The sequence below is a fragment of the Paenibacillus sp. KS1 genome (assembly GCF_001680695.1).
Taxonomy (GTDB): domain Bacteria; phylum Bacillota; class Bacilli; order Paenibacillales; family Paenibacillaceae; genus Paenibacillus_B; species Paenibacillus_B suaedae.
The window spans coordinates 1-25,463 of the sequence record NZ_MAIS01000073.1; the positions used below are offsets into that span (position 1 = coordinate 1).

Consider the following 25,463-nt stretch of genomic DNA (forward strand, 5'->3'; position numbering starts at 1 on the left):
TATTAAGATTCTATTCATATTCATGTGTTGGGTCAGAATATGAATATCTAATTTATCAAAAATGAAAGGCTTTTATGTGCGTACAAAACATTGACCGTCAAGCATCTCAATAACCTGATCGAACAGGGTAAAACAGTGCTTTGCCAAATCTTCTGGATTTCAAAATATTCGTCATGCTATTTATGAACTATTGAACGATGTAGATATCGATGACAAGGAATTCGAGGAGATTAGGGTTAGTGAAATCGAATGGGCTAGAGTCAAGAAAGCCGTGAAAGAAACAATCCATCGAAAGAAACGAACTTGGATCAAGGGCATTACGGCCGCTGTGATTGTAGCTTGCATATCAACGGCAGCATTGGGAGCTGCGTTCCCAGCTTATGCGAACAATATCTCTATAATCAGAGATATTTTTAGAATAATTGGAACTGGGGTTTACCATGATTACAAAGAATTTTCGAATGAGATCAATATGTCGCAAGAGAGCCAAGGCATAGCGTTCACTATTAATGAGGCGATTTTCGATGGCGAGACAGTATCATTAACCTATTCATTAGATAGTAATCAAGATTTAGGAGATGCCTCAATTATTCATGGAGTTTTAGATATTCAGGACGCGGAGGGGATGGTCGTCAGCGATAAAATTACGAAGATAGGGCCGAAGAGATACGTCGGACTAATAATGGGAGCAGCCTACCATCAAAAGAAACCCGACACTGTAAAACTTACATGGAACGTGGAAGGGGTTACGATTCCTGACAGTAAAGAAATGATCAAAGGAAAATGGGATTATGCTCTTGAGCTGAAAGCAACAAAAAGTAAGGTACAGGTGTACAAGTGATTTCCCAGCGTGTAGAACAGGGTGGCGTATAAGTAAATATCATAGATAAATACATTTGCTCATGGTTTACGTATGGGACTGATAAGTGCAATAATAACTTCAAGGAATTTTGTAGCTGATTTTTGTATTAGGGAATAGGAATGTCCCAAAGTTCTTGTCATCCGACAAATAAATGATAAACCAAAGGCTGAAAGGGATTAAACCGAATTAGTGACATGTGTACAAAATACGGGTTTTGTGAAACAGTAGTATAGGTTTAAAAGGAGTCTCTCCAAATTGGCATGCATCTGCAGCTAAATCACATAATCTCACCATATTATCAAATGCTCATTACTGCGTGCATTTCATTTTTATTTGTTCGTTATTACTCTGACTTCAATGATTGCACAGTTGATTTATTATTACTGATTAATGTGTCATCTGTTAGCGTGCTAATCCGCACATTGCATATCCGTCAATTACAGATGTTTGAACTGGTATCTTAGATCTATTATCGACTGGATTCGATCAAATCCATGAACTATTTATTAATTCCAACACCAACACCATCCGACTTTAACAGTTATCTTCAATTCAATCATTATTATGTGAAATACTTCTCAATACTATACGTACTTTGTTGCTATGATATTATGTACAACCTTTGACCTGATTCTATCATCAACAAATAGATGCCCTTTTGAAAGATATCCATTTTCCACTTATCTAAACCTTTCTCATGTACGTTAAAAATGATGGCAATAAAAATGACTGAATGTAATCGTTATCATAATATTCCCCTAAATTTCATACAGCATCCCCTTTTTGACAGGAATTCGTGATGCATGATCGAATTGAAAACTCACCATAACTTTCAAGGCATACCTACGCCACCAGGCTAGTAGCACATGTTAACGAAGGATGTTACGTATAAAGGTCGATAGATTCCAATAAATAAAAATGACTCATGATCGATTCGTGTATACGGGGAATCAATCATGAGCCTTACATAGACTAATGTTGGCTAACAAATTCTAATATCTCATCAACAGCTTGTACATACCCACCCGATTCGCGGAAGGATTGTTGCATGTTTACAGCGGCTGTCTTGTAAGATGCGTGGCTTAACACATGGTCTGCGGCTTCGCGGATTTGCTGTGCAGTCAAGCCATCCATATGTAATGTAACACCCGCTCCAACTTTGGAGATTTGCTCGGCAATGACTGGCTGATCCGCGCTTTGCGGGATAACAATGAGCGGAACTCCGTAATAGAGACCTTCATGAGCACTATTCATGCCACCATGTGTAATAAATAATTTCGTGTGTGGCAATAGTTCGGTTTGTGGCACAACGTTTTTTACGATGAAGTTTGCAGGGATCTCACCTAAATCTGAAATTTGGACTTTATCGCCGATCGACATGACAATCGTATGCTTCGTGTTTCCCAATGCTTGCATACTGAGCTTATAGAAATCAATCGCTTGGTTAAAGACGGTACCGAGGGAAATATAAATGAGGCTTCTTCCTTTGATTGCCGTAAGGTCGAAGTCTGTTTGGCTGACCCGTGAAGAGATGGATGGCCCTACAAATTGAAAGGAATGATCGAAAGTTTCTCCTTCAGGTTGGAACTCCCTAGTCGTATACACAATGGTAAGTGGTGCTGGATTACAAAATACTTCGTAAGGAGAATGAATCTCCACTTGATAGGTTTCCTTCACCTTGTCCGTCAGGCTTATAAATGTATCATGGATAGGCCTTGCGATCTCTGCAGGTACACTTGTATGGAACTGTTCCAACATGCTATCGAAGGATGCCTCTGATTGCACGAAAGACGTACAGGAATTGATTGCAGGCAGTTTCAGCATGTGAGCTAGTATTCGTCCACAACTGAACATAGAATCATGAATGATGTAATCGAATTGCTCTCCCTTGATCTGTTCAAGCACGCTTGGTATGACGACATCTGCCGTAAGCAGCAAGCCGTTGATTCGTTCAAGTACATAATTTCGTCCACCTGAAATAAAGGCTTTGATGAATTTCTGATCATCAAATGTTCGTACGATAGCGCCTGTCTTCTCCAATCGCTCCCGGAATGCTTCTATGCAGAAGTAAACGACCTCTTCTCCCCGTGAGATAAGCTCCTGTACGACTCCAATCGTGGGATTGATATGTCCCTCTGATCCCCCATTTATAAATAAAACACGCGCCATTATCATCACCCCTAAACTATACCGTTTGCTTTTCTTAGTGCGAAAGTGGACTTCCATGCCCTCGCTTGAATCGTACTTGAAATTGTATTTGGGATCAAGTTTATCATAGTATACAAATAGTACAAAGAATTTTTGTATAACCCCCGCAAATCTTCTCACTACTGATGTAATTAGTGCAAATCTTATCATAAATGAGGATAAACAAAAAACATGCTAGAGCAAAAAAAATCTCCCCAAATGAATGGGGAGATGTCCATGTATTCATATTAATTAGTGTGTAATGGATGATTTCGGATATAACGTTGTTCCCCAAATCGAAACATTAATATCGCTAGCTAACGGAACGTTATATTCATCAACAACTGTTCTCCACCATTCCCAAGCAAGACCTGTGCATTCTCTTGCAAAAATTCTGATGTTCTTGGCATTAGGCGGAAGTGGGATTTCTGTTGAGAAATGAGCAGTTCTATCGCGCCAATTTCCATCCCAACTTTTACGAGTCACGATTTCTTGTCCATTTTCATCATATGAAAACTCGTCCCAATATACTTCAAACTGAGCTACATATGCACCACTATGATCAAGCTTAATTTTGCCCTTCGTATATTCCGTCGTTTTCGTCTCGATATACTCGGTATTGTTGTGAACGGCAGCGATGGAATTGTCTTTCAAGAAGACACTTGTATATGAAATCGGGTAAGCTGGGTTCTTACTGCTGAATTCTGCATTGTCCTTGATTACGCTTTGGATAACATTGAAGTCTTTCGTGACAACTTGGTTATGGGTTTGCGCGTCGCCACCTAATACAACGGCAGTAAACGAACTGTTTTCATAAATATCTTTGTACTGTCCGCTAGCCTGAATGCTAGGATTATTGAGCAATAATTTAAATGCCGTTTGTACATCATTGCTCTTGGAGGTCGTCTCCAATTTCACATAAATAGTTCTGCCATACGCAACGTTCGATACCATTAATGGCGGAGTCTCATTGCTAACCCCTTTACGGACTAACTCGGCAAACGACACACTGTCATCAAACAAGTCCGATGGATTGTTGGGCAGTCCTGCACTTACGGTATAAAAGATTTGCTTATAAGCAGCAACCATTACTTTTTTCTCGCCGTTTGCGACCGCATTAAAGTCGATTCCAAGCGTTCCGTTAAGCACTTTCGCGTTCACATTCAGTGCACTGGAAATTTGATTTTGGCTGTAAACCATGGATTCAGCATACTGTAATCTAGCTGGCAGTGTATGCGTGCTCGAATACTTTTCTCCCCAAGTCGATACGAGCTGATCAATGGCACTAGATACGCTTCCGTAATTTGGATTTTGAACGGAAATTGTGTTCTCGTTCTTCAATCCAGGCAGATCGATGCTAATATCCATTGGCTTTCTCGCAGCCATAACCAGACTAGGCTGATTATCCGCAAAATCCTTATTTGCAAGCTGTATTGCGCCTGGATAAGTGCGATTCGTGATCGAATCAATGATTGAAATATCTACGGGTGACGTTGTAAGTGATTTTTTGTCCCGTTCAACCACGATGAATTTACCGTTGGACTGAATGCCTTCTTTGGGAACAAAACTACTGATTTGATCCCCTTGTACAGCCAAAACCTCATTGCGATTATAGTTCAGGCCTGCGATTCCAAGATCAATATCATTGGATTCGTTTGGAGCAGCGGAGGAAATACTCGCAAAAGTGAACACTTGCAAACTCACTAACAGACTTACGAGTACTTTCCTTCCTTTCACATAGTTTGTTTTTTTCTTCATACAATTACCCCTCTTTATGTAAAATTGTAGTACTAATGTACTACATTAATTTTTTTATCGGTAATTTGGTATGGAATTTTTATATTTTTATTAAGAAATAATACGAAACTTCATAACTTTTATGACATGAATAAAATATTTTTAAGTCTAATTCGATTATTTAGAGTAATATTTTCAAATTATAGGACTTTTCTTGTTGATTCTATTATTGTATATGAAATCCTAAATTACTAAAAATATCCCTTTTGTAGAACGAGTGAAATAAAACACTCCCCTAAGCATCACATTAGGAGAGTGTCGATGAACCTGTTACATAAAAAGGCAGCCTCGAACCAATCAATTCCACGCATGAGAATGTGCCCAATTTCAAACCATAATTATGCGGCAACTCTAAATGGTGTATGAACAAATTGATATTAGCTTATGGAGGTGTAAAGTACGTGAACTGTAATGTTGGAAAAACGGAACAAGCGATTCGAATATCGGTTGGTGCTGCAATCATCTTTACAGGACTTTATTACAGAAAATGGTGGGGATTAATTGGATTGGTTCCTATCATTACAGGCACAACTCGCTATTGTCCGGCGAATGCAGTTCTTGGTATTCAAAATTGCAAAAAAGTGAAATAAATGCTTCTCCAATAAAGAGTCTAAAACCTTAATAGGTTTTGGACTCCGCTTCATCCAATTTCTTCAGCCACTGTCATAATCCCGGTTGATTCGGCGGATTGGCCTTGATATAGGAGATAAACGCGCGGGATGCATAAGAAAGATATTTATCCCGAGGATAAATGAGAGCCAGCTCCCAAGCGATTTCCGGTTGGGACACGGTAACGGCATGAATGGCAAGATGATGCAATCGGTTCGCCATCGATCGGGGAATCAATGATATTCCTAGTTGCGAAGCTACCATCTCGCAGCAGAAATCCCATAGAGAGGTCAAATGAGCCACCTTGGGTTCGAACCCAGCCTGCAAGCATGCTTGCTCAACTACGTCATGAAGGGCAAATTCCTTGGTGAACAGAATGAAGGGCTCATTCTGCAATTCGGTTAAGCTGACGGACTTCCTTCCAGCCAGCCAGTGATGATTGCTCACGATGACAACCAGTTCTTCCGTTAACAAGGAAACCGTTCGATACAGCTGCGTGTTCACCGGCAGCACCGTGACCCCAAAATCGATATTTCCTTGCTCCATCTGCATCTTTACTTGTTTCGCGCTGTATTCTACCATTTGAATCTCAATCTTGGGATAGCTCTTCTTGAATCCGGAAATGATTTTTGGGAAAAGCAATGCGCTAATTGTAGGCATGATCCCCATTGTCACTTTTCCTCTTTGCACGTGAACCAGCTCATTTACGGAAGAAGATAGATCCTCTAGCATCTGCAAAATTTTTAAAGCTTTCTCGTTAACCAGCCTTCCTGTATCGGTGAGTACAACTTCCCTGTCGGAACGGTCAAGCAATATAACGCCCAATTCATCCTCGAGACTCTTGATCATCTTGCTGATGGACGGCTGAGAAACATACAACACCTGCGAAGCTTTTGTAAAATTTTTATGCTTGGCTACTTCTGCAAAATAATGAAGTTGTTTAATATCCATGTGATCCGGATCTTCCTCCTTCCCCTACAGGCAAAGTGGTATCCAAACCATTCATCCCTTGGCTCAAGATCATGATATGCCTAACATGCCAAAAACAGCACTTCGCGCCGTTAAACGCTTAGTGCTGTTCAAATATGCCAGGATTAAACCGGATATACCGGGTGCTTGCGCTCTGAGAAGACGACAGCCTTTGATGAATAAGCCGCAAAACGGTTCACTAACTCGGTACGCAGCGAATTGGCGGGAATAATTCCGTCAATAATCATTTCGGAGGCTAGTCGGTAAATATCAATGTCCTGCTTATATTCTTCACGCTTTTGTTCGATAAAAGCAGCCCTCTCGCTTTCAGGCAATTGAGCAATTTTATTGGCATAGACGGCATTGACTGCAGCCTCTGGCCCCATCACCGCGATTTGAGCTGTAGGCAGTGCGAGGCAACAATCCGGTTCAAATGCTGGACCAGCCATCGCGTAAAGACCCGCTCCGTACGCTTTGCGAACGATTACTGAAATTTTAGGCACGGTTGCTTCGGACATCGCTGAAATCATTTTCGCCCCATGGCGGATAATTCCTGCCCGCTCCACCTTTGTGCCGATCATAAAACCAGGGACGTCGGCAAGGAATAGAAGCGGGATATGAAATGCGTCGCAGAGGGTTATAAATCTGGCTGCCTTATCCGCTGAATCGAGGAACAGCACGCCACCCTTCACCCGTGGCTGATTGGCAATGATCCCGACCGGTTTGCCATTCATTCGTGCCAATCCTGTAATAAGTTCACCGGCAAACAGCTTCTTCATCTCAAAAAATGATCCCTCGTCGATAATACGGTCAATCAGATCAACCATATTGAACGGGGCATTCTGATTGGTCGGGATGAGCTCTTCCAATGATTTCTCAAAGAATGGTGGTGCCACTGGTTTCGCAACCGGCGGTTGTTCGGAAAAATGGGAGGGAAAGTAAGAGAGATATTGCCGCGCCATCAAAATGGCTTCTTCTTCATTCTTCGCCAGCACATCCCCACACCCTGAAATCGAACAGTGCATGTGCGCACCGCCCATCTCTTCTAGCGTAACCTTTTCTCCGATTACCATCTCCGCCATCCGCGGGGAACCGAGATACATGGATGCATTTCCATCTACCATAATCACGATATCACAAAATGCTGGAATGTAGGCTCCACCCGCAGCCGAAGGGCCGAACAGCAGGCAGATTTGGGGGATTTTGCCCGACAACTTGACCTGATTGTAAAAAATACGTCCTGCTCCGCGCCTGCCAGGAAACATCTCGACCTGATCTGTAATGCGGGCACCTGCGGAATCCACGAGGTAAATTAACGGCACTCTCATTTTCTCAGCTGTCTCTTGGATTCGAATGATCTTCTCTACCGTACGCGATCCCCACGATCCGGCTTTTACCGTAGAATCATTGGCCATTACGCATACGATTCTTCCGTTCATTTTCCCAATCGCCGTAACGACGCCATCCGCCGGAAGATCTTCTGCGGCGCAGTTGGCGAACAGCGCATCCTCCAGCTCGAAACCTGGATCAAACAGTAGCTTTAGTCGGTCGCGAACAAATAACTTCCCTTTTTCCGCATTCTTTTGATGATAAGACGGATCCCCTCCTTCGAGGATTCGTGAAACACGTTTCTGCAGCTCCTCTGGATTGAATTCGATGGACATCCCCTATTCCTCCTTATCTGCGATATGCTTGTTACTCGCCCTTAAATATGGGAGGACGTTTATCTTTGAACGCCTGCAGTCCTTCCAAGCGATCCTTTGTCGGAATTGTGACTTCATATGCATGCTGCTCAATCGCAAGTCCAGTGTTCAGCTCCACTTCCAATCCCTTATCGATGGCGAATTTGGCCTGAGCCACAGCGATAGGAGCATTTCGAACAATACGGCCTGCTATTTCCAAGGCCTTATCTATCAGGAATTCAGGCGGTGCCACAGCCTCTGCCAGTCCGATGTTCCTTGCTTCTTCAGCGTCGATTTTCCTTGCCGTGAAAATGAGCTCCTTCGTCCGCCCCTTCCCGATCAGCCTAGGCAGCCGCTGCGTTCCTCCTGCGCCAGGAATAATCCCAAGTGAGGTCTCCGCAAGGGCAAATGCGGCTTTTGCGGAAGCAATCCGAATGTCGCAGGCCAAGGCCAATTCCATTCCCCCGCCAATAGCAGCTCCGTTCACCGCGGCAATGACCGGCTGGGGCAAGGCTTCTACATCATTGATGGTCTCGCGAATGAAAGATACCGTTCTACGTACTTGGCTCATGTCCATCCCTGCTCGTTCTTTTAGATCAGCACCTGCGCAAAAGGATTTCTCTCCAGCGCCTGTGATGATAATACAGCGAACAGCCCGATCCAATTTACATGCATCTGCCGCATCACGCAATTGTTCGAGCATCTTGATTGATAACGCATTGGCAGCTTCCGGACGGTTCAACGTGATGAGCACAATTCCATTTCCCATATTGGAGACCAGTACGGCTTTTTCCATGATCGCCCCTCCTTCCTAGTACCGAATCATGCACCTGCATCATGTACCTGCTCATCCGTTCGAGCTGCTGACCTGAAGATTCCGGCTCGGCAAGGTTCTTCCGATCTTCTCCTGAATATAACGCGCCGCGGAGAGAAGCTTTTCCTGATTTATCCCCGTCTGAATTCCCATTGAATCCAGCATGAACAACAAGTCCTCCGAAGCGACATTGCCGGAGGCTCCAGGTGCATACGGGCATCCGCCCAACCCTCCGACAGAGGCATCGAATGTTGTGATCCCCATGTTCATGGACGCCAGAATATTCGCCAGCGCCGTTCCACGCGTATCGTGGAAATGCAGAGCCAGTTTCTCGGCATCAAAACGCTTGAGCAGCATTTCCAATACATCTTCTACCTGCTTCGGATTTGCAATGCCAATCGTATCCCCTAGAGATAATTCGCCAATCCCCATTTCGAACAACGTTTCCGATACACGGATGACCTCATCGATAGAGATGGGCCCTTCATAGGGGCAGCCAAAAACCGTTGACACGTAACCGCGGACTGATCTTCCAGCGGAATGAGCTGCTTGCACGACTTCATGCAAAATGGGAAACGTAGCGTTTATTGACTTGTTGATATTCCTTTGATTGTGGGTCTCACTGGCAGACATAAAGACGGCCACTTCATCTACATCGGTCTCAAGTGCTCGCTCTAGGCCCTGCCGATTCGGAACGAGTGCCGAATACGTAATGCCAGGCATCCGTTCAATCCCTTTGGCAACTTCAGCGGCATCTGCCAGTGCTGGAATCCACTTCGGATTCACAAATGAAGTGATTTCTAAGGATGTAATTCCGGTATTGGACAATTGGTTGATCCAAGCGATTTTATCTTCTGTTGCAACGAAAACCTTCTCATTTTGCAGTCCGTCCCTTGGACCAACCTCTTTGATCGTTACTCTCGCCGGCCAGTTCATCTTCCCCAACCCCCAGCATCCGTTTAATCCAGCTCGATCAACAAATCTCCTTCATCAACAAAGTCGCCTTCGCTCACGTTGACCTTGTTTACCGTTCCTCCGGTACCAGACGTAATCGAGATCTCCATTTTCATCGATTCCAACACGACCACATTTTGTCCTGCCTCGACTTGATCCCCAGGCTTGACAAGAATCTTGTATACATTCCCCGCCATAACCGCCACGATTTTGCTCATCTGAATAACCTCCTTTTTTACGAATAGCCTTACGGTAACTCGCCGAGGCCTTATCCGATACAGTTATGTCTGCTCCAGTACATATTTCGCAACAAAGGCTGTTGTTGTCTCGCCTGAACGGAATGCTGGATGCGCGATGACTTCTTGCAGCATTGGAATGTTGGTCTTGATGCCTTCAACCTGATAATCGGCCAGCGCCTGTTGAAGTCGGTCAATCGCTTCATTGCGATCCTTCCCTGTGACGATGAGCTTTGCAATCATCGGATCATAGAAGGGAGTGACTACAGAACCGTCATGTACAGCGAGCTCATGGCGAATTCCGTCTCCTTCAGGGATAGCGAACTTCGTAATGATTCCCGGAGATGGGAAGAACGTCTTCGGATCTTCCGCATAAATTCGTACTTCAATCGCATGGCCTTCGCGTTTCACATCAGATTGACCGAAGTTCAAAGAATGTCCTGCCGCAATGCGCAGCTGCTCTGCAACCAAGTCCAAGCCAGTAATCTCTTCTGTGATCGTATGCTCCACCTGCAGACGAGTATTCATTTCAAGAAAGTAGAAATTTTTATGCTCGTCGACTAAAAATTCGATGGTTCCAGCATTCCGGTATCCGATCGATTTAGCCGCCCTAACCGCCGCTTCTCCCATTTTTTCTCGTGTGAGTTCATCTAAAAAGGTTGAAGGAGCTTCTTCCACGACTTTTTGATGGCGCCGTTGTATCGAACATTCCCGCTCCCATAAGTAGACGGTATTTCCCTGGGCGTCCGCTAAAATCTGAATTTCGATATGCCGAGGATTTTCTACAACCTTCTCTAGATACATGGCCCCATCTCCGAAGAAATTAGAGGCACGTTTCTGGTTCCCTTCAAATGCTTGCTTCATCTCTGATTCGTTATTCACGATCTGCATGCCGATGCCGCCACCACCGGCTGAGGCTTTCAGCATAACCGGATAGCCGATTCGGCTGGCTGCCTGTGCTGCTTCTTCCGCATCCACTAATGCACAGGAAATGCCGGGAACAACAGGCACGCCTGCCTGTTCCATGCTGTTTCGGGCTTCAATTTTACTGCCCATGCGGGCGATGACATCTGATGATGGGCCGATAAATACGATGCCAGCTTCCTCGCAGCGACGTGCAAATTCTGCATTTTCCGAGAGAAGCCCATATCCGGGATGAATCGCGTCCGCTTTAGCAAGATGGGCGATTTCTAAAATCTTGTCGATTTTTAAATAGCTATCTGTTACTTTGGGATTTCCGACCTCGTAGGCCTCATCTGCCATTTTGACATGCGGAGCTTCCTTATCCACTTTCGAGTAGATGCTGACGGTGGCAATGCCCAGCGCTTTGCAAGTGCGGATCACTCGAGCCGCAATTTCGCCTCGGTTGGCGATTAGAATCTTTTTGAACATAGAACCAATCCCCTTTAACAACCGATCTGGCGTGCAATGACCATTCGTTGCACTTCCGAAGTTCCTTCCCCGATCTCAAGCAGCTTGGCGTCCCGGAAGAATCGTTCAACCTGGTATTCCTTCATATATCCATAACCGCCATGGATTTGTACGGCTTGATCGCATGCTTTCATACATATTTCCGAGGCAAATAATTTGGCCATCGCCGCCTCCTTCTTGAACTTCCTGCCTTTATCTTTAAGCCATGCCGCTTTATACACCATCGTGCGTGCGAGTTCAATATGCATGGCCATGTCGGCCAGCTTGAATTGGATCGCTTGAAAGGAGGATAAGCTTTGGCCGAATTGTTTTCTTTCTTTGGCATATTGAAGCGATTTTTCGTAAGCCCCTTGGGCAATTCCGACCGCCATCGCACCAATACCGATTCGGCCTCCGTCAAGCGTAGCTAAAAATTGCTTGTATCCATGCCCTTCTTTCCCTAGAAGATTTTCTTTGGGAACGGTTACATCTTGTAAAATTAATTCCGTTGTATTTGATGAATGCAGCCCCATTTTTTCATAATTGTTAATGACCGTAAATCCTGGCGCATCTGTAGACACGATAAATGCACTGATTCCATTCGTCCCTTTGGTGCGATCCGTAACGGCTGTGAGGGACAAGTTTTTGGCATAGCTTGCATTGGTAATAAAGCATTTGGAGCCGGAAATGATCCACTTATCTCCATGCAGATTCGCTTTTGTCTGGGTTCCGCCTGCATCCGATCCTGCATTTGGTTCCGTCAGCCCGAACGCGCCCATGTATTCTCCTGTACATAAAGGGGTTAAGTATTTTTCCTTTTGCTCATGTGTTCCGAATAAATGGATGGGTGCCCCGCCTAAAGAAATATGGGCGGAATAGGTAATGCCCGTGGAAGCACAGACCCGGCTTAATTCTTCTACAGTGATAGCGAAGCTAATGGTATCCGCTCCGCCGCCGCCATATTGTTCGGGAAAAGGCAGGCCCATGACGCCCAGCTTCGTTAATTTATCGAAAACATCCGCCGGAAATTGCTTCGTACGATCCCGTTCATCCGCGCCCGGGGCAACCTCGCCCTCCGAAAAATCGCGCATCATTTTTTTGATCAACGCTTGTTCCTCGGTTAAATCAAAATGCATGAATTCATCGCTCCCTTTTAATATAGTCCGATGTCCGTGCCGTAGCTTTCAATCTTTTGCTTGACTCTCTTCAAGAAGCGACCGCACACAAGACCGTCCAAAACCCGGTGATCCAAAGAAAGACAAATGTTCATCATATCGTGAACGGCAATCATGTTATTAATGACGACCGGACGTTTGACGATGGCTTCCATACTTAAAATGGCTACCTGCGGTGGATTGATGATCGGGGCTGAAAGCACGGAGCCGAAGGAGCCTGTGTTATTCACGGTAAACGTTCCGCCAGTTAGATCCGCCTGCGTTAATTTGCCTTCTCTCGTTCTCGTGACCATTTCGTCTATTGCTTTGGCAAGACCGAAAATGCTTTTTTGGTCGGCGTCCTTAATGACAGGAACGAATAAGGCATTCTCGGTGGCAACGGCAATCGAGATATGAATCGCTTTTTTGGCGATGATGTGATTGTCTGTCCACTGCGAATTTAAAATAGGGAATTCCTTGAGAGTCTCTGCTACCGACTTGATAAAGAATGGCAAATAAGTGAGCTGGAGTCCTTCTTTTTTCTTAAATTCCTCTTTAATCTGGCTGCGATAACTAACCAAATTCGTGACATCACATTCCACCATAAGCCATGCGTGCGGAATTTCCTGCTTGCTTTGTACCATTCGCTTGGCTATGGTTTTGCGGATGCCGGTAACTGGGATCTTCTCGTCGGCTTGATGAATGGTAGAATGGTCAGCAGATAAGGCATCAATTGATTCGGACGGAAACGCAATATCGGGAACTGATGCTGCCGCTTGTGATAATGACTGAGATGGAGATTGAGCTGGGGAGTCTTCAGACTGTTTCTTTTCTTGGACGATTTGCAAGATGTCTCTTCGGGTGATGCGTCCCGCAGTGCCCGAACCCTCTATACAGGAAAGATCCAGGTTGTAGTCTTGCGCCAGTTTGAGTACGGCCGGCGAATAGCGCTGCTGCTTGGCTGATTGCATGGTTGAATCATCGGTCTCCTCGTTTTGGGCGGCGGCAACTGGTTTGGACTCAATCGGCGTGCCTGTTTGTTTTTCCTCCTCAATACAGCAGAGCAGCGTTCCTACTGCTACCGTTTCATCTTCTTGAACGACAATTTCTGTTATCGTGCCGCTAAATGAAGAAGGAACCTCCGCATTCACTTTATCTGTAAGCACTTCACATACAGGATCGTATTTATTGACTTTATCCCCGACGTTGACGAGCCACTTGGAGATGGTTCCTTCCGTTACGCTTTCGCCTAACTGGGGCATGATGATTTTCTTAGCCATATTCTCCTCCCGTCGGCTCACAATTCGGCCAATTCTTTCATGGCCTGATATACTTTATCCGGGTTGAGCATGAAGAACTTTTCCATTGGCAAGCTGTAAGGCATAGCGGGGACATCCGGACTGCAAAGTCGTTTGATTGGCGCGTCCAATTCATAAAGGCATTCTTCTGCGATGACAGCAGCTACTTCAGCTCCAACGCCGCCCTCTTTGTTGTCTTCATGAACAATGAGCACTTTGCCGGTTTTGCGAGCAGCCTCTACAATAGCTTCCTTGTCCAGAGGATAGAGGGTACGTAAATCCAGAATGTGAGCGCTGTATCCATCTTTAGAAAGCTGCTCTGCCGCTTTTATCGCAAAATGCAAGGAAAGTCCGTAAGAAATAACCGTGATGTCTTCCCCTTGCTGCTTAATATCCGCCTTCCCGATCGGTACCGTATAATCCGAGTCTGGCACTTCTCCCTTGATCGAGCGATAGCATCGCTTATGTTCGAAGAAAAGAACAGGATCTTCATCGCGGATGGCCGCCTTTAGCAGGCCTTTGGCATCATACGGCGTGGAAGGCGTGACCACTTTTAGACCAGGAATACAGCAAAACATCGCTTCTACGCTTTGCGAATGATAGAGGGCTCCGCGAACTCCTCCGCCATAAGGGGCACGGATGACCAAGGGACAGTTCCAATCTCCATTGGAGCGGTATCTCATTTTAGCTGCTTCATTCACAATTTGGTTGACGGCAGGCATGATATACTCGGCGAACTGAATTTCTGCAACAGGCCTCATTCCATGAGCGGCTGCACCAATCGATACACCTGCAATGGCTGCTTCCGATAGCGGTGTGTCGATAACCCGTTGTTCCCCGAATTCCTCTTGAAATCCCTGTGTAACCCGAAATACGCCCCCACGCACTCCGACGTCTTCTCCTAATACAAATACCCTGCTATCTCGCTGCATTTCCTCTCGAAGAGCTTGGGACACTGCTTCAAGATAAGAAATTACGGCCATTTCTCCTCACTCCCCCTATTCTGCATAAACGTGCTTAAGGGCATCTTCCGGAGCTGAATCCGGGGCATTCTCCGCATATTCCGTGGCCTCATCGACCTCCATGCGTAACCGTTCATGGATCTCCATGTCTTTATGTTCATCTAATAGCCCCGATGCTTTCAGATAATTGCTGAAGGTTATGAGCGGATCCCGCTTCTTGGCTTCTTCCACTTCTTCACGGGAACGGTAGGTTCGATCATCATCGTCGCTTGAATGCGGGACTAAACGATAGAGCACCGCCTCGATAAGCGTTGGCCCTTCACCTCTTCTTGCCCGATCGGCCGCCTCTTTCGTGACTTTGTATACTTCTAATAGATCATTTCCATCCACACTGATGCCGGGAAACCCATATCCCTTTGCCCGGTCCGCGATGCTTTCGCATGCCGCCTGCTTGGAGAACGGAACCGATATGGCGTACTTGTTGTTCTCACACATGAAAATGACAGGCAGCTTGTGCACCCCAGCATAGTTAGCCGCTTCGTGAAACTCCCCTTGGTTGCTGCCGCCGTCCCCGAAGGCCGTTAATGCAACTAGCCTTTTTCCTTGCATTTTTCCAGATAAAGCGATTCCAACTGCGTGCGGAATTTGGCTCGACACGACACTAGAGCCCGAAAGAATATTCCGGCTTTTGCTCCCGTAATGACCTGGCATTTGGCGTCCGCCGCTCGTTGGATCTTCTGACTTAGCGAAAGCGGAAAGCATTAATTCCCGTGCTGTCAGCCCGAAAGCAACGACCATACCCATGTCCCGATAATAGGGACACAGAAAATCTCTCGTTGGATCCAGCGCATATGCCGCCCCTACCTGAGCTGCTTCATGACCTTGGCATGAAACGAGAAAAGGGATCTTTCCCGCGCGATTGAGCAGCCACATCCGTTCATCTATTTTTCGCGCCAAAACCATATGCTGATACATGTCAAGAACCTGCTGATCTGATAACCCCAGTGCTTGGTGCCGGTTCTGGACTTGACCAAATTCGGTGTTATTCATATCGTATCCCTCCGACAATTGTGCCGCTGCATACTGCGGTTTCCTTTATTTTATTAACCATCGTTCCAATCGTGAAATACATATACTGCATAGTAACGATGCAAAAAAAATATAGCCATTTGATTTGGTTATGGGCTCACCTTATTTACGTCCTACACATTTTCTAATCAGTTACATAGGCTAATGGAAAGAAGCATTTTGGAGGGTTATTATGAGGTATCGTTGTCCCTTATGCGGCAATTGGCGAACTGATCATACGATCATCGACGAATGGAGTAAGGTGATTCCCCCACCAGCCCCAGAGTTAAAAGCGGTCTCCATTGATCCGACAAGTACCGCACTCCTCATCTTGGATATGGAGGATTCGATATGTAACAATCCACGCTGTGTTGCATCCATTCCTAGAATTAATTACTTATTGACGGAAGCACGCAAGGCAGGGATGTTGGTTGTCTATAGTCTTACACATACAGGAAATGCATCAGACATTACTCAACTACTGCGCCCGGCGATGAACGAGCCGGTCGTGAAATCAAACGTAGATAAATTCTATAACACGGAGTTAGAGCAGATTTTGCAGAAGAATCATATTCGAACGGTTATTGTAACGGGTTACGCGGCAAATGGAGCGGTTCTCCACACAGCTACTGCTGCAGCATTCCGTGGATATGATGTAGTAATTCCAGTCGACGGAATGTCTGCTGCCAATCCGTATGCTGAACAATACACAGCATGGCATATGCTGAATAGTCCGGGAACACGGAACCGAGCCGTATTGACGAAGACGGATTTGATCCTACTCTAGAAATGTATGTTCGACAGGAACCATGTGAAAATAAAAACACAGCGCCTTTGTCGGCGCTGTGCGTTTTTAGTCTGATACGATGAGGTGCCACCATAATAGATAGCCTTTTATAAGGGAATGGACAGAAAGGTATCACTGGAGAGCATTCATTGTAACTTTAGCAGCCTCTGCAATCAGTTCGTTATGGATACCGTCGAACTGCTCTCTCGGAACAAATTTCATCAACATCGGCGTGATAATCTTGGTAGAGGCTCATTTATAAGTTGCTTTCTTCAAGTGAAAAAAGAAGAGGACGCCATTCGGCGTATTCCTTGCACCATAAGGAACATCGTGCAGTTCCAGAATCTTTTTGGAAATGGCGAGTCCGAGGCCCGTTCCTCCAGTAGCACGATGACGGGAAGCTTCCCCACGATAAAAGCGATCCCATATTTTTTCTATCTGTGCTGGCGGAATATGGACGCCTGTATTCTCGATGCATACCTTAACGATTTCCTGCTCCTCAATCATGGAAATATTAATGGAATATCCCTCTGGAGTGTAACGAATAGCATTGTTGATAAAGTTAACAATAACCTGCTCGATTCGAAGCTTATTGGCCACGACTTCAATCTGAGCAAGTGATACATTTAGACTCAATTGCTTGTTTGCAATTTCGGCATGCAGCTTTTCGCATGATTGCTCGATGACGGCATCAATTCGGAAGGTGTCCAGCATCATTTTGTAAGTACCCGATTCATATTTTGCTAACTCCAGCATGTCTACGATGAGAAGATCCATCCGCTTCACTTCATTTTCCATGGCAGCAAAGTAATAATCCCGCTTATGGTTGGCCACGCCATCTTTCAAAATCGACAGACAGCTCTGGATGACACTCAGTGGGGTTTTCAATTCATGCGACACCCCTGAGATAAATTCCTTTCGCGTAAATTCCAACTGTTTTTCTTTTTCAATATCCTGCTGGAGCTTCTGGATATAGGAATGCAAGGTATCCGATAATTCATTGATATTCCGGGACAGATCCCCGATCTCATCTTTGGACGTGATGGGAATCTTTTCAGAAAAGTCCAGATCCGCTATTTTCTTTGTCATATGATTGATTTGCAATAGAGGCCTTGCAATACCCTTGGAATAATAGAACGAAGTCAACAGTATAAGCACCAAGACAAATACGATGAGATATACATAATAATCCTGAATCATCCGTATTGCTTCATCGACTGGCTGCAGGGAGGCCGTTGCAAAAATAAAAGCGGGCTTGCCGTCTTTGTCTTTTATGGGAGTAACAAACTGTTTATATTTGATATCATTTTCCTCGTACGTTGTCTCTAAAGTGGCGGCTGCCTCTTCCTCATTATTTAACAACAATTCCGCTTGAAACGCTTTGATTCTATCCAAAAATAAGTGGTTCGTATAAATGAACCGCGAAGCTTCATTTTTTGTTGGAAGTGTCGTTTTCGCAATCGATCCAAATAGGTAAAGGGAAGGAAACCTCTCATCATTCCATTCTTCTGCTCTATTATTGGATGGCAGGATCTCGTGTTCCTTTTTTGCAATCTGATTATTTTCCCACGTAACTCCGGTGTTTAATATGCTGATTCGATAAGGAACGATGTTCGATCCCTTCCTAAGTGCTTGAATAATGACATCATTCCCTGCACGTAGAAATTCGTTCCCCTGACGGATATCCTCAATGTTTACAAAGCTGTATAAAGGGATCGTAATGGATTTGCCTGCAAATGTTTCATATGATCTATCTCTTATCTTTATTTCGATTGAATTCTCAGCGCTCTCCTTTACATTTCCGAATTGATCCAATACAGTCACCCAAGTATTGTGCTCACGGTAGAACTCTTGTTCCAGCCTTTCGATCGCTACGGCGTCGTCACGGTTTACATATTGTTTAGCAAATGCATGAAGGCTCGCTTGAACATTTTCTACCTTTTGATGGACGTAATATAGCTTGAAAAATACGGTCTGACCAATAAAGATGGTAGCAAGAATCAACACACATAATGCTGTTGTTAATACAAATAATTTGAAAACAATGCCTCTCTTCATAACAATTCCTCAAATTTATATCCGGAGCGAACAACCGTAACGATGCATTTGGATTTGTCCCCTAATTTGTGGCGAAGGTTGCGAATATGGCTGTTGACCGTCCGATCGTCGCCTGCGAAGTCATAGCCCCATATTTTTGTTATCAATTGTTCGCGCGTCATAATCATTCCTTTATGATTCATTAAGTATGTTAATATTTCGAATTCCGTATGTGTTAAGTTGATGTGGATTCCATCTACCGTAACCGTACGAGAAGACAGGGAGACCGTAATGCCGCTGCTGGAGATGATTGAACTTTCTGGTTCTTGCATATGCCGGTTTTCCAGCAGTCTCTTTGCTCGTGCCAACAAAATTTTAGGACTGTAGGGCTTAGTCACGTAGTCATCTGCTCCCAGTTCGAAACCAAGCAGTGTATCTTCTTCATCCACGCGGGCGGTAAGCATAATAATAGGGACACTCGATGTTTTGCGAATCCGTTGACATACAGACCAGCCATCTATTTCTGGCAGCATAATATCAAGAATAAGCAGATTCACTTCATTTTCCTGAAAGATTGATAATGCTTCTCTCCCGTCGCCGGCTTCCAAAACGATATATCCTTCGTTAAGAAAGTAGTCTTTCATAATTTCTCGTAAAATTTGTTCGTCTTCCACAATTAAAATTGATTTTACCATGATTACCCCTCATTATATGAAAAATTCCCCCTTTTTAAGGGGGACTCCATGCATAAATATCATTACCTACACGTGGATGTTATAAACGGTCATCCTTTTGGAAGTTAAGACGAAAATGTTCTTCGTCATGGTATACTGCGAACTCATATCCCTTTTCTTTATAAAATTCAATGATTTCCGGCAGCACCTGTAAGGTTTGCTGCTTCTCGTGCATAAGGACAACTTCCAAATCCTCCGTCGTTTGTTTTTTTACATTTTCGACAATCTTACTTGGGTTATCTTTTAACTTCCAATCATACGAGTCAATCGTCCAGTCCCATATTTTAATACCTGCATCTGCGATTTGATCACGAATTTGTTCTCCTTTTAAGCCTGGTGCAGAGCCATATGGAGGACGTGTCAATTTCGGATTCGTACCGGTAATATTGCGGATCAAATGTAATGTTTCTAGCATTTCGGGGACAAATTGTTTATTGTCATATAATTTGATAGCATCATGCGTCATACTATGGGCTCCAACATAATGACCTTCTTCTACGGCTCTTTTGACATTATCTTGGTACCCCGTATTTTTTAGATTACTTCCTTGCATGAAAAAGGTTGCTTTTACATTGTGCTCTTGCAATACATCTAGAAATTGCCCCGTTAATGAACTTGGCCCATCGTCAAAAGTGAGGTAGACTACCTTTCCCTTCGGTTTACCGTCTAGCTTTTTGTGTTGTGTTGGCTGTAAGGGTCTCTTATTTTGCTGTTGTACAGCATTTTGGCTAACATCTTTGACTCTCTCAGCTGCAGTAGAGAATAATTTTCCATTATTAAGGAATATTAGAAAAGATACTGCTAGGACAATCCCTATTGAAAATCCTGTTTTCATAATTAAGCGTTTATTACTTCTGCCGTGTCGTGATGATCTCATGTTATCGATCCTTTCTCTGTCATTCACTTGTTGAGATGAATACATTCATGTCTATTTCTTCTTTTTACAAGTGATAGATTAATGTAGAAAGATAAAGATAAGATGCAGATCATGTCGATAATATTTAAAGAATAGACTGTACATTTATATTTATCGTGTAATGAGGTCAGTCAACTAATTGGTTACTTCTTCTTCGATTAACGAGGCTTGAGAACGAAGCCCGACATCAAAAATCCCCCTGCAGCAACACGCGCGGTGTCACCGACAGGGGGAACGATTAATTCTCCAATGGAATAAGATTAGTATTTCGTTGTTGGTTCCTTCACTTGATCGAAGACAATGATACCGTCGAACTGTTCTCTTGGAACGAATCGCATTGACATCGGCTCAATAATCTCGGATGTCATGCCATCCTCCGCTGCATAGATCGGCTTGAACATCCATGAGTTGCTCTGCTTCGGGGACTTTTGCTTGGATAGATCGGCAAATGCAATTTTATACCCGCTACGCATCATCAACTCTTCCAGACTTCCCTTCTGCATTGGCTTTATATCGAAGAGCTTCTGCGTCGTAATGGTGCTTGCCTTGCCGCTGTTCATATAGAGCCCGACTACATAAGCTTTATCCTTCAGCTTCTTATGGAGCAGTTCGCCCATGCTGGTGAAGCTGCCGATCCATTTTCCTTGCTCTTTGGTCTGAATCTTAGATGTATTCTTCGCCAAATGATCGTTATGTGCCCATAGAATCACTTTTTTGCCGGGATACATCACCTTCATTAGCCATTCGACGTTGTCAGCCATAATCCGGTCGCGGAATTCATAGCTTTCCTTCGTGTTATACATCCCCATCTCGATGAACTTCACTCGATCTCCGAGCGTCTTGATCGCAATATCCACCATATGCGGGTTGGCTGGATAAGCCGCTGTGAGCTCCTTCTTGTGCTCTTGGATGAATTGGATCAAGGCGTTGTATTTAGGCTCGTACGTTTCCTTTACCTTCTTAACAGCTGCCTTTGCCTCTGGATGGCCGTCTTCCATGCCATATTCATTAAACACCTTATACAAATCCGTCATTGCTTGCATCTCGAAGTTGAAATACTGCTGACCTTGTTCCTTGTCCACCTTGGCAATCCAACCGGCAATAAACTGTGTGAGATAGCCCGAAGTGAATTGCATGTCATAACCAGCGAGATGGAGCGGGTTGTTGGTTCCCTGCTGTTTCTTGATGTATTCGAATAGATTCAGCGTCTCCTTGGAGTGCCAGATTGGGAATATCGAATGCTGCATCATCTCTTTCGGGGTCAAGTTGCGGGCATTCTCGTTCGTCATGAAGGCATCCCCAAGTCCGGATTCAAATGCAATCACGTCATAACCCAGCTCTTCGTGCAAATACTTAATCAATCTTGTCTTCATGCTGCTGTATTCCGCAACACGGTGGAAGTTCTCACCGAGACTGACGACCGTCTTATCCTTCAAGATCGGCTTCAGAAACTCTAAATCTTTATAATTCGATGACGTTGTCGATGTAATCTCCCGTATATTTTCCTTCACTCCGTCATTCTTTTGCGCTGCCGCTGAGGCATTGAACGGGGATAGAACGAGCGTAAACGCCATACCTAGAGCTATCAATCCTTTTAATCGTTGTACTGCTTGCATGATGAAAATACTCCTCCTTAGAAATTCATTCTCGTTACTCTTTTGTTTGCAAAGTCATCGTAACAGCGAATTCTAAGGAAAGTATAAAGATAGAATACAATTCTAGTTATTTTCCGTCCGTATACCCCATTCAGTGATTAGGAGTATGTGGAAGGTTATGTTTCAATTCGCGTCTGACCGCCAAATAATGCGATGGAGAATCACCGAATGCGCGGCGGAACATCGCAATAAAGCTGCTCGGAGTTCCATAGCCAAGCGCATCAGCTACCATCCCTACAGAATCCCCTTGCGCCAGCATTTCCAATGCAAGCGTGAGACGAGCCTGTTGGCGCCACTGCGCAAAGGTCAACCCGGTTTCTGCCAATATTAAGCGGCGCAATGTACGTGGAGATAATGCTGCCCAAACGGCCCATTCGTTAAGCGTACGATTATCTTCGGGCTGCTGCAGGATCGCGTCCGTTATGCGCAAAAGGCGCGGATCAACCGGTAAGGGCAAATGTAATGGCTCAAGAGGAGCGATTTTAATCTCATCGAGCAAAACCGCGATTATTCTTTCTTGATGAGGTTCCAGGATTTCTTGATCCCTCCACGACACCGTTCGCTGCACAAGCGCACGCATGAGCTCACTTACATTGATGACACACGGAGTATGTGATAAGTCTCTGCTGATTTCAGGTGTAAGCAGTAAGCTCCAGCCGCTCATGGCTCCACTAACTGTGACCTTATGCGCTACATCCGGCGGAATCCACCCTGCACGGCGGGGAGGCAGCAACCAGGAACCGGTTGCAGTTCGCACATGGATTAGCCCGCTTTCCACACAAAAAAACTGCCCTCGCCGATGCCTGTGCCAATCGTATTCACGTGTTCCAAGCCGGAAAGGGTTGTCGGAATCATCATTGCCCCAAAAGGCAATTAATGAAGGCCCTTCCAGCCAATCACTCTTATCTACCTCTTCTGAGTTCAGTTTGCAACGCCCCTTTTTTTGGCCATTTCTCGTTATTTTTTGTCCAATTAGCGTTATCGTACATCGTTATTCCTATTCTAAAATATAGAACAGACCATGTCTAATTGATTGAATTCACCAGCATATTTTTATGGAGGGATCTCGATGTCATCTAATTCTGTGAATTTGTCTACCCCAATCGTGTCGTCACCACTGAAAAAAGGCATACCTGCATGGGTTGCCGCATTAGTTGCTTGTTTATGCGCCTTTATGGTCGTCATGGACAGCTCGATTGTTAATGTTGCTTTGCCGGCCATGCAAACGGATCTGGGCCTTTCTGTTGCTGAACAGCAATGGGTAATTGATGCCTATTTGCTGACATTAGGCGGTTTTATGCTGCTTGCGGCACGTGCCAGCGACATTTATGGCAGAAGAGTAATACTTCAGTCTGGACTTATCCTATTTACGTTAGCCAGCCTCGCCGGCGGACTTGCAACAACAGGCCCCATGTTATTAGCGGCACGTGCTGTACAAGGACTGGGAGGCTCTGTGCTCGCCACATCTACACTAACCGTAATCGTTGCTGCATATCCGAGAGGTGCCAAGCAAGATCGGGCGATATCGTTATGGGCAGCCTCTTCCTCTATTGCATCTGCGTTCGGAGTAATGATTGGCGGTGTTCTAACGAGCTTAATCAACTGGCGTTGGGTAATGTTTGTTAATGTTCCAATCGGGGTTGTGCTCAGCGGTATGGTTGCCATTTGCCTACTTCCACAGTCGAAAGAAAATAGTCCCGCCAAGCTGGATATACCAGGAGCTGCAGCAATTACGCTTGCTCTGACGGCCTTTATTTTTGGAATCACACAAACGCTTGAACGGGGTTGGAAATCTCCAGTTGTTCTGTGCTCGTTAGCCGGTGCGCTTGTGCTATTGCTGATGTTCATCGCTATTGAAAAGAACACAGCTGCGCCTTTAATTCGTTTAAGCATTTTCCGCCACTGGAATGTACGGATTGGCATTTTCATGGTACTTGGACTTGGCGGAGCTCTAACAGCCAATGTGTTATTTTCATCACTTAGCTTACAGCAAATCAGCGGATACAGTCCGCTGCAAACGGGATTAGCGCTGCTGCCTATGGCGGCCATGCTTGCTATTTCTTCGATTATATCCCGGCCACTTCGTGCCGCTGGCTTTAAAAGGCTTCCATTTCTGGGTGGTCTCTTGGCCGCTGCAGGATTTGTCTGGTTCAATTGGCTGCCGGCTCATCCAGACTATATCTCTGAGTTCTTGTTTCCAAGTTTACTTGTTGGATCAGGACTAGGCTTGATGTTAATGACCGCCATCCAAGCTGTGCTTGCGGGCATTCCGGCACAGGATACAGGCCTTGCTTCCGGTTTGCAAAATACAGCACGTCAACTTGGTGGCGCGCTTGGTATAGCCATACTCGTGACACTCTCTCATACGGTGACCACGCTACATGTAGAATCTGGGAGTACTGCCGTAGTGGCACAGCTAGCTGGTTACCATAGTGCATTCCTTGCGGCAGGCGTAATCTGCGGCATATCCGCCTTGATATCGTTATTACTTCGTAGTAATAGAGCCGATTGATAGTGAATACATCACTAGTGTATGTCATGAACCCGTAATGAAACCAACGGCAGACTTCTTAGAGTTTGTTCGAAGTTTCATTCTTAGAACACGAATAAGCCGCAAGGAATAATCCTTGCGGCTTCGATATCCATAGTAATGAGTCTTTTCATTACCTCTTTCTTCCCATCAATCCTCTATTCTCCCAAATAACGTTCCTTCAGCACATGCAAATGATGCAGCTCATGCCCCGCGATCGTATAAGCAAGCGCACGCGCCGATATCGTCATGTTGTTCGTGGTACCTGTGCGAAGCGCAGCTTCATCGGTGAGACCGCGCAGCAGCGTCAACGTTGCATGACGGACGGCTTGGTAGTCTTCCAGCAGCTCGGACATTGGCATTGAATCGAAAGTGGAGCCACTCATGAATAGACCCTCATCGAATCCTGGCAGAGGTGTCTGATCCCCTCTCGCAATGCGCAACAGCCGGTACGCCATGACGCGTTCCGTGTCAGCAATATGACCGAGCACTTCCTTAATAGACCATTTGCCCGGCGCATAGCGATATTCCCCTTGCTCCTTCGAGAGGTTCGAAATTAATTTCGTCATTTGCTCTAGCTGCTCAGCTAGCATCTCCTGCAAATCCCCTGCTGGCACCTGGCTAATGTAATTTGCAAAAGCTTCCCCATACTCTGACGGAAGTGGCTGTGTTAACATGTTTCCCCACGCTCCTTTTCCAAAAATTATATCATATCCCCCCATTATGTGGTACTTGCTATGCGGGCAGCTCAAAATTTACAAGACCAGCTGTAGGGTATTTGGAAACACAGCATTTATGACTA

22 protein-coding genes are annotated in these 25,463 nt (G+C 45.1%); 4 read left to right on the plus strand and 18 right to left on the minus strand.

Going from position 1 to position 25,463, the window contains the following annotated elements; all coding sequences use genetic code 11:
- Nucleotides 1–190 precede the first annotated feature (190 nt).
- On the plus strand, nucleotides 191–841 hold the full coding sequence (locus BBG47_RS20770) for a DUF4179 domain-containing protein (RefSeq protein WP_065293312.1): 651 nt from the start codon (nucleotides 191–193) through the stop codon (nucleotides 839–841).
- A 993-nt stretch (nucleotides 842–1,834) separates the two neighbouring features.
- Here BBG47_RS20770 and BBG47_RS20775 read toward each other — a convergent pair.
- A complete protein-coding gene (locus BBG47_RS20775; RefSeq protein WP_065293313.1) occupies nucleotides 1,835–3,031 on the minus strand; it encodes a macrolide family glycosyltransferase in 1,197 nt (398 codons plus the stop codon).
- 270 nt (nucleotides 3,032–3,301) lie between these two features.
- Complete coding sequence (gene alv / locus BBG47_RS20780; RefSeq protein ID WP_065293314.1) at nucleotides 3,302–4,807, minus strand: cholesterol-dependent cytolysin alveolysin; 1,506 nt, start codon at nucleotides 4,805–4,807, stop codon at nucleotides 3,302–3,304.
- 440 nt (nucleotides 4,808–5,247) lie between these two features.
- On the opposite strand from alv, the gene BBG47_RS20785 reads away from it, so the two are divergent.
- The gene (locus tag BBG47_RS20785; protein WP_021262917.1) at nucleotides 5,248–5,436 is read left to right on the plus strand and encodes a YgaP family membrane protein; all 189 of its coding nucleotides are present in this window, start codon (nucleotides 5,248–5,250) and stop codon (nucleotides 5,434–5,436) included.
- Nucleotides 5,437–5,509: 73 nt separating this feature from the next.
- On the opposite strand, the gene BBG47_RS20790 is transcribed toward BBG47_RS20785, so the two are convergent.
- The 10 genes from BBG47_RS20790 to BBG47_RS20835 form a co-directional block, all read right to left on the minus strand.
- Nucleotides 5,510–6,406, minus strand: coding sequence for a LysR family transcriptional regulator (locus BBG47_RS20790; protein ID WP_065293316.1), 897 nt, complete (start codon nucleotides 6,404–6,406; stop codon nucleotides 5,510–5,512).
- A gap of 143 nt (nucleotides 6,407–6,549) precedes the next feature.
- Nucleotides 6,550–8,088 carry an acyl-CoA carboxylase subunit beta gene (locus tag BBG47_RS20795; protein ID WP_065293317.1) on the minus strand — a complete coding sequence of 513 codons (1,539 nt, stop codon included), beginning with the start codon at nucleotides 8,086–8,088 and terminating at the stop codon, nucleotides 6,550–6,552.
- A gap of 31 nt (nucleotides 8,089–8,119) precedes the next feature.
- A complete protein-coding gene (locus BBG47_RS20800) occupies nucleotides 8,120–8,902 on the minus strand; it encodes an enoyl-CoA hydratase (RefSeq protein ID WP_065293318.1) in 783 nt (260 codons plus the stop codon).
- 51 nt (nucleotides 8,903–8,953) lie between these two features.
- Entirely contained in the window at nucleotides 8,954–9,856 is a 903-nt protein-coding gene (locus BBG47_RS20805; protein WP_065293319.1) for a hydroxymethylglutaryl-CoA lyase, read from the minus strand.
- A gap of 23 nt (nucleotides 9,857–9,879) precedes the next feature.
- Nucleotides 9,880–10,092, minus strand: a complete 213-nt coding sequence (locus BBG47_RS30845) for an acetyl-CoA carboxylase biotin carboxyl carrier protein subunit (protein ID WP_021262912.1) — start codon at nucleotides 10,090–10,092, stop codon at nucleotides 9,880–9,882.
- 63 nt (nucleotides 10,093–10,155) lie between these two features.
- Complete coding sequence (locus BBG47_RS20815) at nucleotides 10,156–11,502, minus strand: acetyl-CoA carboxylase biotin carboxylase subunit (RefSeq protein WP_065293320.1); 1,347 nt, start codon at nucleotides 11,500–11,502, stop codon at nucleotides 10,156–10,158.
- Nucleotides 11,503–11,516: 14 nt separating this feature from the next.
- The gene (locus tag BBG47_RS20820; RefSeq protein WP_065293321.1) at nucleotides 11,517–12,656 is read right to left on the minus strand and encodes an acyl-CoA dehydrogenase; all 1,140 of its coding nucleotides are present in this window, start codon (nucleotides 12,654–12,656) and stop codon (nucleotides 11,517–11,519) included.
- Nucleotides 12,657–12,673: 17 nt separating this feature from the next.
- The gene (locus BBG47_RS20825) at nucleotides 12,674–13,954 is read right to left on the minus strand and encodes a dihydrolipoamide acetyltransferase family protein (protein ID WP_065293322.1); all 1,281 of its coding nucleotides are present in this window, start codon (nucleotides 13,952–13,954) and stop codon (nucleotides 12,674–12,676) included.
- Nucleotides 13,955–13,971: 17 nt separating this feature from the next.
- On the minus strand, nucleotides 13,972–14,955 hold the full coding sequence (locus BBG47_RS20830) for an alpha-ketoacid dehydrogenase subunit beta (RefSeq protein ID WP_065293323.1): 984 nt from the start codon (nucleotides 14,953–14,955) through the stop codon (nucleotides 13,972–13,974).
- Nucleotides 14,956–14,970: 15 nt separating this feature from the next.
- Nucleotides 14,971–15,984, minus strand: a complete 1,014-nt coding sequence (locus BBG47_RS20835; protein ID WP_065293324.1) for a thiamine pyrophosphate-dependent dehydrogenase E1 component subunit alpha — start codon at nucleotides 15,982–15,984, stop codon at nucleotides 14,971–14,973.
- A gap of 211 nt (nucleotides 15,985–16,195) precedes the next feature.
- Between BBG47_RS20835 and BBG47_RS20840 the strand changes: the two genes are divergently transcribed.
- The gene (locus BBG47_RS20840; RefSeq protein ID WP_065293325.1) at nucleotides 16,196–16,789 is read left to right on the plus strand and encodes a cysteine hydrolase family protein; all 594 of its coding nucleotides are present in this window, start codon (nucleotides 16,196–16,198) and stop codon (nucleotides 16,787–16,789) included.
- Nucleotides 16,790–17,041: 252 nt separating this feature from the next.
- Here BBG47_RS20840 and BBG47_RS20845 read toward each other — a convergent pair whose 3' ends face one another.
- From BBG47_RS20845 to BBG47_RS20865, 5 genes are all read right to left on the minus strand, one after another.
- Nucleotides 17,042–18,847 carry a sensor histidine kinase gene (locus tag BBG47_RS20845; RefSeq protein ID WP_065293326.1) on the minus strand — a complete coding sequence of 602 codons (1,806 nt, stop codon included), beginning with the start codon at nucleotides 18,845–18,847 and terminating at the stop codon, nucleotides 17,042–17,044.
- Entirely contained in the window at nucleotides 18,844–19,521 is a 678-nt protein-coding gene (locus tag BBG47_RS20850; protein ID WP_065293327.1) for a response regulator transcription factor, read from the minus strand. The genes BBG47_RS20845 and BBG47_RS20850 overlap by 4 nt, the downstream gene beginning before the upstream one ends.
- A gap of 79 nt (nucleotides 19,522–19,600) precedes the next feature.
- Nucleotides 19,601–20,437, minus strand: a complete 837-nt coding sequence (locus BBG47_RS20855) for a polysaccharide deacetylase family protein (protein WP_065293343.1) — start codon at nucleotides 20,435–20,437, stop codon at nucleotides 19,601–19,603.
- Nucleotides 20,438–20,736: 299 nt separating this feature from the next.
- Entirely contained in the window at nucleotides 20,737–22,092 is a 1,356-nt protein-coding gene (locus BBG47_RS20860; protein ID WP_065293328.1) for an erythromycin esterase family protein, read from the minus strand.
- A 130-nt stretch (nucleotides 22,093–22,222) separates the two neighbouring features.
- Nucleotides 22,223–22,909 (minus strand): AraC family transcriptional regulator, encoded by a 687-nt coding sequence (locus BBG47_RS20865; RefSeq protein ID WP_217492514.1) that lies wholly within the window; start codon nucleotides 22,907–22,909, stop codon nucleotides 22,223–22,225.
- A gap of 291 nt (nucleotides 22,910–23,200) precedes the next feature.
- Between BBG47_RS20865 and BBG47_RS20870 the strand changes: the two genes are divergently transcribed.
- Complete coding sequence (locus BBG47_RS20870) at nucleotides 23,201–24,643, plus strand: MFS transporter (RefSeq protein WP_065293330.1); 1,443 nt, start codon at nucleotides 23,201–23,203, stop codon at nucleotides 24,641–24,643.
- A 176-nt stretch (nucleotides 24,644–24,819) separates the two neighbouring features.
- On the opposite strand, the gene BBG47_RS20875 is transcribed toward BBG47_RS20870, so the two are convergent.
- Entirely contained in the window at nucleotides 24,820–25,338 is a 519-nt protein-coding gene (locus tag BBG47_RS20875; RefSeq protein ID WP_065293331.1) for a DinB family protein, read from the minus strand.
- Nucleotides 25,339–25,463 lie beyond the last annotated feature (125 nt).

Excerpts from the sequence above, each read along its gene's own strand:
- BBG47_RS20835 (WP_065293324.1), bottom strand. The coding sequence starts at position 15,984 with ATGAATAACACCGAATTTGGTCAAGTCCAGAACCGGCACCAAGCACTG.
- BBG47_RS20830 (WP_065293323.1), bottom strand. The coding sequence starts at position 14,955 with ATGGCCGTAATTTCTTATCTTGAAGCAGTGTCCCAAGCTCTTCGAGAG.
- BBG47_RS20840 (WP_065293325.1), top strand. The coding sequence starts at position 16,196 with ATGAGGTATCGTTGTCCCTTATGCGGCAATTGGCGAACTGATCATACG.
- BBG47_RS30845 (WP_021262912.1), bottom strand. The coding sequence starts at position 10,092 with ATGAGCAAAATCGTGGCGGTTATGGCGGGGAATGTATACAAGATTCTT.
- BBG47_RS20850 (WP_065293327.1), bottom strand. The coding sequence starts at position 19,521 with ATGGTAAAATCAATTTTAATTGTGGAAGACGAACAAATTTTACGAGAA.
- BBG47_RS20775 (WP_065293313.1), bottom strand. The coding sequence starts at position 3,031 with ATGGCGCGTGTTTTATTTATAAATGGGGGATCAGAGGGACATATCAAT.
- BBG47_RS20870 (WP_065293330.1), top strand. The coding sequence starts at position 23,201 with ATGTCATCTAATTCTGTGAATTTGTCTACCCCAATCGTGTCGTCACCA.
- BBG47_RS20825 (WP_065293322.1), bottom strand. The coding sequence starts at position 13,954 with ATGGCTAAGAAAATCATCATGCCCCAGTTAGGCGAAAGCGTAACGGAA.
- BBG47_RS20820 (WP_065293321.1), bottom strand. The coding sequence starts at position 12,656 with ATGCATTTTGATTTAACCGAGGAACAAGCGTTGATCAAAAAAATGATG.
- BBG47_RS20815 (WP_065293320.1), bottom strand. The coding sequence starts at position 11,502 with ATGTTCAAAAAGATTCTAATCGCCAACCGAGGCGAAATTGCGGCTCGA.
- BBG47_RS20845 (WP_065293326.1), bottom strand. The coding sequence starts at position 18,847 with ATGAAGAGAGGCATTGTTTTCAAATTATTTGTATTAACAACAGCATTA.
- BBG47_RS20795 (WP_065293317.1), bottom strand. The coding sequence starts at position 8,088 with ATGTCCATCGAATTCAATCCAGAGGAGCTGCAGAAACGTGTTTCACGA.
- BBG47_RS20860 (WP_065293328.1), bottom strand. The coding sequence starts at position 22,092 with ATGCAAGCAGTACAACGATTAAAAGGATTGATAGCTCTAGGTATGGCG.
- BBG47_RS20800 (WP_065293318.1), bottom strand. The coding sequence starts at position 8,902 with ATGGAAAAAGCCGTACTGGTCTCCAATATGGGAAATGGAATTGTGCTC.
- BBG47_RS20855 (WP_065293343.1), bottom strand. The coding sequence starts at position 20,437 with ATGAGATCATCACGACACGGCAGAAGTAATAAACGCTTAATTATGAAA.
- alv (WP_065293314.1), bottom strand. The coding sequence starts at position 4,807 with ATGAAGAAAAAAACAAACTATGTGAAAGGAAGGAAAGTACTCGTAAGT.
- BBG47_RS20790 (WP_065293316.1), bottom strand. The coding sequence starts at position 6,406 with ATGGATATTAAACAACTTCATTATTTTGCAGAAGTAGCCAAGCATAAA.
- BBG47_RS20805 (WP_065293319.1), bottom strand. The coding sequence starts at position 9,856 with ATGAACTGGCCGGCGAGAGTAACGATCAAAGAGGTTGGTCCAAGGGAC.
- BBG47_RS20875 (WP_065293331.1), bottom strand. The coding sequence starts at position 25,338 with ATGTTAACACAGCCACTTCCGTCAGAGTATGGGGAAGCTTTTGCAAAT.